Origin of the sequence: Streptomyces sp. SID5910, from assembly GCF_009862125.1 — a bacterium.
Taxonomy (GTDB): Bacteria; Actinomycetota; Actinomycetes; order Streptomycetales; family Streptomycetaceae; genus Streptomyces.
On sequence record NZ_WWHX01000668.1, the window covers coordinates 1 to 8,444 of the forward strand.

At 72.5% G+C, this 8,444-nt stretch carries 6 protein-coding genes and 2 pseudogenes; 4 read left to right on the forward strand and 4 right to left on the reverse strand.

Features of this window, described 5'->3' with window-relative positions:
- Positions 1-1,619 (reverse strand): annotated as a pseudogene (locus tag GTW67_RS23295) (hypothetical protein); the annotation flags it as partial.
- 230 nt (positions 1,620-1,849) lie between these two features.
- Between GTW67_RS23295 and GTW67_RS23300 the strand changes: the two are divergent.
- Positions 1,850-2,923, forward strand: a complete 1,074-nt coding sequence (locus GTW67_RS23300) for a polyprenyl synthetase family protein (RefSeq protein WP_161166752.1) — start codon at positions 1,850-1,852, stop codon at positions 2,921-2,923.
- 54 nt (positions 2,924-2,977) lie between these two features.
- Here GTW67_RS23300 and GTW67_RS23305 read toward each other — a convergent pair whose 3' ends face one another.
- Together GTW67_RS23305 and GTW67_RS23310 are read right to left on the reverse strand one after the other, a co-directional pair.
- Positions 2,978-3,400: a DUF350 domain-containing protein gene (locus GTW67_RS23305; RefSeq protein ID WP_161166753.1), complete on the reverse strand. Its 423-nt coding sequence runs from the start codon at positions 3,398-3,400 to the stop codon at positions 2,978-2,980.
- A gap of 123 nt (positions 3,401-3,523) precedes the next feature.
- Positions 3,524-4,624: a DUF475 domain-containing protein gene (locus GTW67_RS23310; protein ID WP_161166754.1), complete on the reverse strand. Its 1,101-nt coding sequence runs from the start codon at positions 4,622-4,624 to the stop codon at positions 3,524-3,526.
- A gap of 235 nt (positions 4,625-4,859) precedes the next feature.
- Here GTW67_RS23310 and GTW67_RS23315 point away from each other — a divergent pair, with 235 nt between their 5' ends.
- The 3 genes from GTW67_RS23315 (at position 4,860) to GTW67_RS23325 (ending at position 7,917) form a co-directional block, all read left to right on the forward strand.
- Positions 4,860-5,321 carry a Fur family transcriptional regulator gene (locus GTW67_RS23315; RefSeq protein WP_161166755.1) on the forward strand — a complete coding sequence of 154 codons (462 nt, stop codon included), beginning with the start codon at positions 4,860-4,862 and terminating at the stop codon, positions 5,319-5,321.
- A 23-nt stretch (positions 5,322-5,344) separates the two neighbouring features.
- Complete coding sequence (gene katG, locus GTW67_RS23320; RefSeq protein WP_161166756.1) at positions 5,345-7,567, forward strand: catalase/peroxidase HPI; 2,223 nt, start codon at positions 5,345-5,347, stop codon at positions 7,565-7,567.
- A gap of 83 nt (positions 7,568-7,650) precedes the next feature.
- Positions 7,651-7,917 carry a hypothetical protein gene (locus GTW67_RS23325; protein WP_161166757.1) on the forward strand — a complete coding sequence of 89 codons (267 nt, stop codon included), beginning with the start codon at positions 7,651-7,653 and terminating at the stop codon, positions 7,915-7,917.
- A 25-nt stretch (positions 7,918-7,942) separates the two neighbouring features.
- Here the strand turns inward: GTW67_RS23325 and GTW67_RS23330 are convergent.
- Positions 7,943-8,444: pseudogene (locus tag GTW67_RS23330) on the reverse strand (MerR family transcriptional regulator); the annotation flags it as partial.

The following is an 8,444-nucleotide window of genomic DNA, read 5'->3' on the forward strand; positions in this document are numbered from 1 at the left end:
CGCAGGGGCACACCGGCCAGCGCCGCCACCACGTCCCGCCGCAGGTCGACCGGGGCCTCGCCGGCCGGGTCCGCCGCCCGGGCCGCCCGCCACCGCCCGGCGAGCCCCGCATGGCCCGCGGCGGTCAGCCGGGCCTCCAGGTCACGGGTCTCGGCCGCCGCGTACAGGATGAGGCCCCGCCCGGCGTCCAGGGCGGTCGCGGCGTCCTCCGCGGCGTTGTCCGACAGGCACCACCGGGCGGTCTCCAGGGCGTCCTCGGTGGCGTTGCGGGCGGTGGCCTGCACCTCGTCCGGAGTGGACTCCAGCAGCACCCTCCAGGCGTGCCCGCGCAGACCGCGCAACGCGGTCGAACGGCTCAGGTCCCGGCGGTCGGCCAGCCGGTACGCGTAGGCGAGCGGCATGGCGATGTTCGTCCACATCGTGTGGGCCGTCGACGCGGCCGCGTCCCGGGCCTCTTCGAGCAGTGCCGTGGCGGTCCGCAGCGCCCGGCGGTCACCGCGTTCGAACTGGCGCAGGTACGCGGTGCCGGCCTGGAGCCGGTAGTAGGTGCGGCGCGGGTCGTGCGCGGGCGAACAGTCGAGGGCCTCGGTGAGGTGGCCGATCGCGTCGCGCACCGACTCGGGCGTGTCCAGGGACAGTTCGGCCAGGGCGAGCTGGCTCAGCTGGAAGGCGCGGTCGACGCCGGAGAGCCCGGGCCGGGCGGCCAGGTCACGGAAGACGCTCAGCTCCTCGGCGCCGACCGGACGTGTCCACCCGCCCGCACTGCCCTGGCCGGTACCGTCCACGCCGAGCATGCCGAGGAACGGGCCGACCGTCGCCAGCGCCTGGTCCAGTTGTCCGCGCAGCGGATCGCCGGGCGGCAGGCGCTGTGCCAGGTCGCGCAGTTCCCCCGCGCGCTCGGCCATCGCCGGGAAGTCCGAGCGCACCGCGCAGGCGTGCATCTCCTGCATCAGTCGCATGACCTCGCCCGGGCCGCTCAGCGGAGAGCGCCCGTCGGGCCGGTCCTCTCCGCGCCGTGGATCCGGAACCCCCAGCCGGTCGGTGTACCGGCGCATGTCGTCGGTGACCCGCCGCGCCTCGGACGCGCTGGGGTCCTCCTGGACGAGCAGGTGGCGTACGGCGAGTTGCGCCGCGTCGACCGCGTCGGCGTACGGGGTGCCGTCGACGAGCGCCGCGTACTCCTCCAGAGAGCGCAGCGCCGCCCGAGGGTCGAAGCCGGGACGGCTCTCCTGCGCGGCCACCACCAGGTCGCCCGCGCGCAGGGCGGCGGCCGTCCTCGGCCACTGCGGCATCGGCTCGGGGTCCGCGTCGGCCACGTCCGCCAGGGCCACGGCCCAGGACAGCCGGGGTGAGCCGAACAGCGTGCCCGACCCCAGCATCAGCTCCGCGAGGACCGCCGCCAGCTTCGCCCGGCCCGGTGCGTCGGGGGGCAGGGCCTGGAAGTCCGCCAGGGCCAGGTCGATGTCACCGTCCCGGCCGGAGGCCTCGTAACGGGCCGCGTGGGCCAGGCAGCGCGCGAACAGCCACGGGGCCCCGCCGTCCGGTCCGGCCGCCTCGACGATCTGCGTGATGCGGCCGACGACCACCGCCGACGCGTCCGCCCCAGGCACCTCACTCATGGCGACCCCCCGGTCGTTCCGGTGCCGGCACTCGAACCCCCGACCGCCCGTCGAGGCCGGCGCCGCCCCTGTGAACGGTAAGGCCCAACACGGCCGCCGGTACCCGTCCGTGCACCGGCGGACCACAAGTGACGGACAATGATCAGCACCTTGCCGACTCCGCCCGCATGCACGCCGCTTTCGCGCCGGACTCGCCCCGCCCACTCGCCCCGCCTCAGGAGGAACCCGCCATGACCGAGCAGTTGCTGGACCGTGTAGCCCGGTACGAGCGCCGGTTCAACACGCTCTTCGCGGACTACTTCGACAAGGTGGGCGCGACGCTGGAGGCGCCGTCGTTCAGCCGGTTCACCCCGGACTGCCTCGACCTGCTGCGCGACCTGTCGCTGCGCGGCGGCAAGCGCATGCGGGTCGTCCTGCTGCACGAGGCCGCACGGCTGGTCCGCGACGACGCGCCCGCCGAGGCACTGGACGCCGCGGCGCTCAGCATCGAACTGCTCCAGACCCACGGCCTGGTGCACGACGACCTCATCGACGACAGCGCCACCCGCCGGGGCGGGCCCACCACCTACTACGCCTACCGCGAGAGGTTCCCGCGCCATCCGCGGGCCGCCCTCGGGCTCACCGTCCTCGCCGGCGACCTCGCGCTCGCCCTCTGTCTGCGGGTGCTCCTCGACTCCGGGCTGCCGGCCGGGCTGCGGCAGGCCATGATTGAGGTCCAGACCCGGGCCGCGGCCGACACCTTCGTGGGCCAGATCGCCGACCTGGAGCGCGACTTCGGCCCCGTGGTCACCGACGACGTCCTGCACGACGTCGCCGACCACAAGTCGGCCCGCTACTCGATCCTCGCGCCCCTGTGCCTCGGACTCCTGGCCGCGGGGGAGCAACCGGTCGACCACGAGGCGGAGTTGCGCCGCTACGCGCGGCTGGTGGGCATCTGCGGCCAGCTGCGCGACGACTACCTCGACCTGTTCGGCGACGCCGCCGCGATGGGCAAGCCGACGGGCACCGACCTCCGCGAGGGGAAGCGGACGTACGCCACCGTCCGCCTGCTGTCCACCGTCAGCGGCCCCGACCGCGCTCTCGTGGAACGGGCCCTCGGGGACCCCGCCTGCACGCCGGACACCGTCGCAGCGGTCCGCGAGGCCGGCGAGCGCCACGGCGTGGCCGACCTCATGCGGGCGGACATGCGGCGGTACGCCGAGCAGGCCGGCCGGGTGGCCGCGGGCTGGCGTCCGCGGTGGCGCGAGGAGGCGGTCACCTTCTTCGAGCGGCTGCCGCTGTGGAGCGTGGAGCGGGACGACTGACCCCGCCGGACAAGACGTACGCGCCCCGCCGGCCTCTCCCGAGCGGGGCGGACGTCAGGCGATGGAGGCCGAGACGATGGCCGACACCGCCAGGTTGCAGCACGCCGTCACCCAGACCGCCGGGTGCGGCTCGGGCTCGACCAGCGTCGCGCCGAGGCGCCCCGGGGTGATCACGTCGACCACCAGGAACGCCAGCGCCATCATCACCAGCCCCAGCAGACCGAACGCCGCCGTCGACACCAGGCCCTTGCCGAAGTCCTCGTACGTCGTCCATATCGACGTGAACACGATGCCGCCGACACCGAGCAGCGCCGAGCTGAGCACCAGCGCGGCGTTGCGGTTGCGCTGCTCCCAGATCTGCCGGCCGAGCTTCCCGGGCGTCAGCACGTCCACCAGGAGGATGCCGAGGACCAACAGGACCAGGCCCAGGGCCCCGTAGGCGGTGGCGCGGCCGAGTCCGTTGACGATGTCGCTCATGGGGTTGCCGGCTCCGTAGCGTGAGTGATCGTGGGTGATCGCGGTCAAGGCGATGCAAAATGTAGCGCACCTGTTCGGCGCCGCGAGCGCCGCGGGGCGGCCGATCCGGTCCCGGACGCGGCGTCAGCCGGTGTTCGCCAGCGCCTTGTTGCGCCGTACCGAGGACCAGAAGGACAGGGCGATCAGGACCACGCCGATGAGTCCGGTGACGATCTCGCTGATCTGGTACTGGATGGTGACGAGCAGGATGACCGCGAGGGCGCCGATGGCGTAGTGGGCGCCGTGCTCCAGGTAGACGTAGTCGTCCAGGGTGCCCTGGCGGACCAGGTACACGGTCAGGGACCGCACGTACATGGCGCCGATGCCGAGGCCGAGGGCCATCAGGACGATGTCGTTGGTGATGGCGAACGCGCCGATGACACCGTCGAAGGAGAACGACGCGTCCAGGACCTCCAGGTACAGGAACATGAAGAACGCGGCCTTGCCCGTCAGGGCCACCGCCGAGCGGGCCCCGCCGGAGCGTTCGGCCTCCTCCTCGGCCTCGTGCTCGCGCTCCTCCTCCGCTTCGAGCCGGTTCTCGAAGTACGCGGAGAGACCGTGGACGGCCATGTACGTGATCAGCCCGGCGATCCCCGCGACCAGCACGGTCTGCGCCTTGTCGGCATGCGTGCCGCCGTGCTGGTGGGCGTGGGCGGCGAAGGTCATGGAGGAGACGAGCAGCACGATCAGGGCGACGCAGACCGAGAGCATGTCGACCCTGCCGAGCTTCGCCAGCGGCCGTTCGACGGCGCCCAGCCACTTGATGTCCCGGTCCTCCAGGACGAAGTCCAGGAAGATCATCAGCAGGAACATGCCGCCGAACGCCGCGATCGACGGGTGGGCGTCGGTCACCAGCTGCTGGTAGCGGTTCTTGTCGGTGAGCGCGAGGTGGACGGCGTTCCAGGGACTCAGCCGGGCGCTGATCGCCACGATGACGACCGGGAACACCAGGCGCATGCCGAAGACGGCGATCACGATGCCGACGGTGAGGAAGATCTTCTGCCAGAAGGCGCTCATCTTCTTCAGGATCCCGGCGTTGATCACCGCGTTGTCGAAGGACAGCGAGATCTCCAGGACCGCCAGGATGGCCACCAGGCCGAGGGCGGTCCAGCCGTCGTAGAGGACCCCCGCGGCGAGGCCGAGGACGGTGACGGCGAACGCCCAGCGGAACGTCTTCACAAGCACGGGCTACTCATTCCTGTCGTCGCGCTGCGCCGGTCGCGGCATCCCTCTGCCAGTGCCCACCACCCACGTTGTCTACCACGATCGTCAGCCGTCACGGCGGATGCGTGGACGGACGCCGTCCGGCTCTCCCGGCCCCCTCCGCCTCGCCCTGCCGTGCTCGTGTTCCCAGGCTTTCTTGAATTGGAATCGTTCGTTTCCTTGAAGAGTTCCGGTTTACCCGAGTAGGTTCGCCGCCATGACCGCCTCCCCGAGCACGGCCACAGCGAAGGACCTGCGCGGAGCAGGGCTGCGGGTCACCGCCGCCCGCGTCGCGCTGCTCGAGACCGTCCGGGCGGGCGATCACCTCGGCGTGGAGGCGATAGCCGCCGGCGTGCGCGACCGGGTGGGCCACGTGTCCCTCCAGGCCGTGTACGAGGCCCTGCACGCGCTCACCGCGGCGGGCCTCGTACGCCGCATCCAGCCGCCCGGCAGCCCCGCCCGCTTCGAAGGGCGCGTCGGCGACAACCACCACCACGTCGTGTGCCGGTCGTGCGGCGCGCTCGCCGACGTCGACTGCGCCGTCGGCGAGGCACCCTGTCTGACCGCTTCCGACGACCACGGCTTCGCGATCGACGAGGCCGAGGTCATCTACCGGGGCCTGTGCCCCGCCTGCTCCAGCACCAGCACCTCTCCCACCAGCACCTCTCCCGCACCGTGAACCGCCCGTTCGGAAGGATCCCCATGTCCGAGAACCACGACGCGATCGTGACCGACGCGAAGACCGAGGAGACGGGCGGCTGCCCGGTCGCCCACACCCGCGCCCTCCACCCGACCCAGGGCGGCGGAAACCGTCAGTGGTGGCCGGAGCGGCTCAACCTGAAGATCCTCGCCAAGAACCCCGCCGTGGCCAACCCGCTGGGCGAGGAGTTCGACTACGCCGAGGCGTTCCGGTCCCTCGACCTGGCCGCCGTCAAACGCGACATCGCCGAGGTGCTGACCACCTCGCAGGACTGGTGGCCCGCCGACTTCGGCAACTACGGCCCGCTGATGATCCGTATGGCCTGGCACAGCGCGGGCACCTACCGCATCAGCGACGGACGCGGCGGCGCCGGGGCCGGCCAGCAGCGCTTCGCCCCGCTCAACAGCTGGCCCGACAACGGCAACCTCGACAAGGCCCGCCGCCTGCTGTGGCCGGTCAAGAAGAAGTACGGCCAGAACATCTCCTGGGCCGACCTGCTGGTCCTCACCGGCAACGTGGCCCTGGAGCAGATGGGCTTCGAGACCTTCGGCTTCGCCGGCGGCCGCGCCGACGTCTGGGAGGCCGAGGAGGACGTCTACTGGGGCCCCGAGACCACCTGGCTCGACGACCGCCGCTACACCGGCGACCGCGAGCTGGAGAACCCGCTCGGCGCCGTCCAGATGGGCCTGATCTACGTCAACCCGGAGGGCCCGAACGGCAACCCGGACCCGATCGCCGCGGCCCGCGACATCCGTGAGACGTTCCGCCGCATGGCGATGAACGACGAGGAGACCGTCGCGCTCATCGCCGGCGGCCACACCTTCGGCAAGACCCACGGTGCCGGCCCGGCCGACGCCGTCGGCGACGACCCCGAGGCCGCCTCCATGGAGCAGCAGGGCCTGGGCTGGAGGAGCACCCACGGCACCGGCAAGGGCGCGGACGCCATCACCTCCGGCCTGGAGGTCACCTGGACCACCACGCCCACGCAGTGGAGCAACGGGTTCTTCAAGAACCTCTTCGAGTTCGAGTACGAGCTGGAGCAGAGCCCGGCCGGCGCCAACCAGTGGGTGGCCAAGGACGCCCCGGAGATCGTCCCGGACGCGCACGACCCGTCGAAGAAGCACCGTCCGAAGATGCTCACCACCGACCTGTCGCTGCGCTTCGACCCGATCTACGAGCCGATCTCCCGCCGGTTCTACGAGAACCCCGAGGAGTTCGCGGACGCCTTCGCCCGCGCCTGGTACAAGCTGACCCACCGTGACATGGGCCCGAAGTCCCTGTACCTCGGCCCGGAGGTCCCGGAGGAGACCCTGCTGTGGCAGGACCCGCTGCCCGAGGCCGAGGGCGAGACCATCGACGCCGAGGACGTCGCCACCCTCAAGACGAAGCTCCTCGAGTCCGGTCTGACCGTCTCGCAGCTGGTGTCCACCGCCTGGGCCTCCGCGTCCACCTTCCGCGGCAGTGACAAGCGCGGGGGCGCCAACGGCGCCCGCATCCGCCTGGAGCCGCAGCGCGGCTGGGAGGTCAACGAGCCCGACGAGCTCGCGCAGGTCCTGCGGGTCCTGGAGGGCGTCCAGCGGGACTTCAACGCCGGCGCCGGCGCCAAGAAGGTCTCCCTGGCCGACCTGATCGTCCTCGGTGGCTCCGCCGCCGTCGAGAAGGCCGCCAAGGAAGCCGGCTTCCAGGTGGAGGTGCCGTTCGCCGCGGGCCGCGTGGACGCGACGGAGGAGCACACCGACGCCGAGTCGTTCGAGGCGCTGGAGCCGACCGCCGACGGGTTCCGCAACTACCTGGGCAAGGGCAACCGCCTGCCGGCCGAGTTCCTGCTGCTGGACCGGGCCAACCTGCTCACCCTGAGCGCGCCCGAGACGACCGTCCTCGTCGGCGGCCTGCGGGTGCTGGGCGCAGGCCACCAGCAGTCCCCGCTCGGTGCCTTCACCAAGACGCCCGGCTCGCTCACCAACGACTTCTTCGTCAACCTGCTCGACCTGGGCATCACGTGGAAGTCGACGTCCGAGGACCAGACCACGTTCGAGGGCCGCGACGCCGCCACCGGCGAGGTCAAGTGGGCGGGCAGCCGCGCCGACCTGGTCTTCGGCTCGAACTCCGAGCTGCGCGCCCTCGCCGAGGTCTACGCCTGCGACGACGCCAAGGAGAAGTTCGTGCACGACTTCGTCGCCGCCTGGGTCAAGGTCATGAACCTCGACCGCTTCGACCTGGTCTGACGACCGTGACGCCCGGGCCGGTACCTGTGCCGGCCCGGGCTCGCGCGTCCGCGTTGTCAGTGGCGGATGCGAGGCTGCCCGGCATGGATGAGGTGGAGTTCATGCGAGGCCGGGTCTACGGCGCCGACCACGACACCCCCGGGCCGCGGCCGGGACGCGCATACGCGCAGCTCGTCGGCGGCCCGCTGGACGGCCTGCTGCTGGACGTCACGGACCTCGCCGAGGACGAACGCGCCCGGGGCGTGACCCTGGCGACGGAGATAGGCCGCTACGGCGCGGGCGGCCGGTCACTCTACGGGCCGAGGACCGGCGACCCCCGCCGTTTCGACTGGCGGGGCGACATGCCCTGACCGGTTCTCGCGAGGGGCGGGCGGCTCAGGCCGCCGTGGTCGCCGCCTGCTCCCGGAGCGCGGCGAACAGCCAGTCGTGCGCGGCACCCGGCGTCGGCTCCGGCCGGCCCCCCGGCGGGGTGATGACCTCGGCCACCAGCTCCCAGTAGCGGTCGATCCGCGGGTCGTCCGCGAGCTGCCGGACCAGCAGCCGGCGGAAGTCCGGGGTGTCGCGGACGCCGTACGTCTGCGTGTAGGCGCTCACGAAGCAGTCCAGCGCGTCACCCGCGTGCGGCTCCGCGCCCCGGCCGATGCGCACACCCGCCAACTCGTACGCCTCGGCCAGCCCCGCGTACAGCACCGCCGCACCGCGTCCCCCGGCCGCCCGGTGCGCCTCGGGCTGCGGCTGGGCGGTGCCCGGGCACGGGGCGAGCGTGAGGGCGTTGAGCCGGGCGAAGGCGAGGACCTGGCTGGGGGCGGGGTCGTCGGGCGGCCGGGGCACCGCCGCCTCCAGGAACGCGGCGGTCGCCCGCGCCGGCATCCGCGGC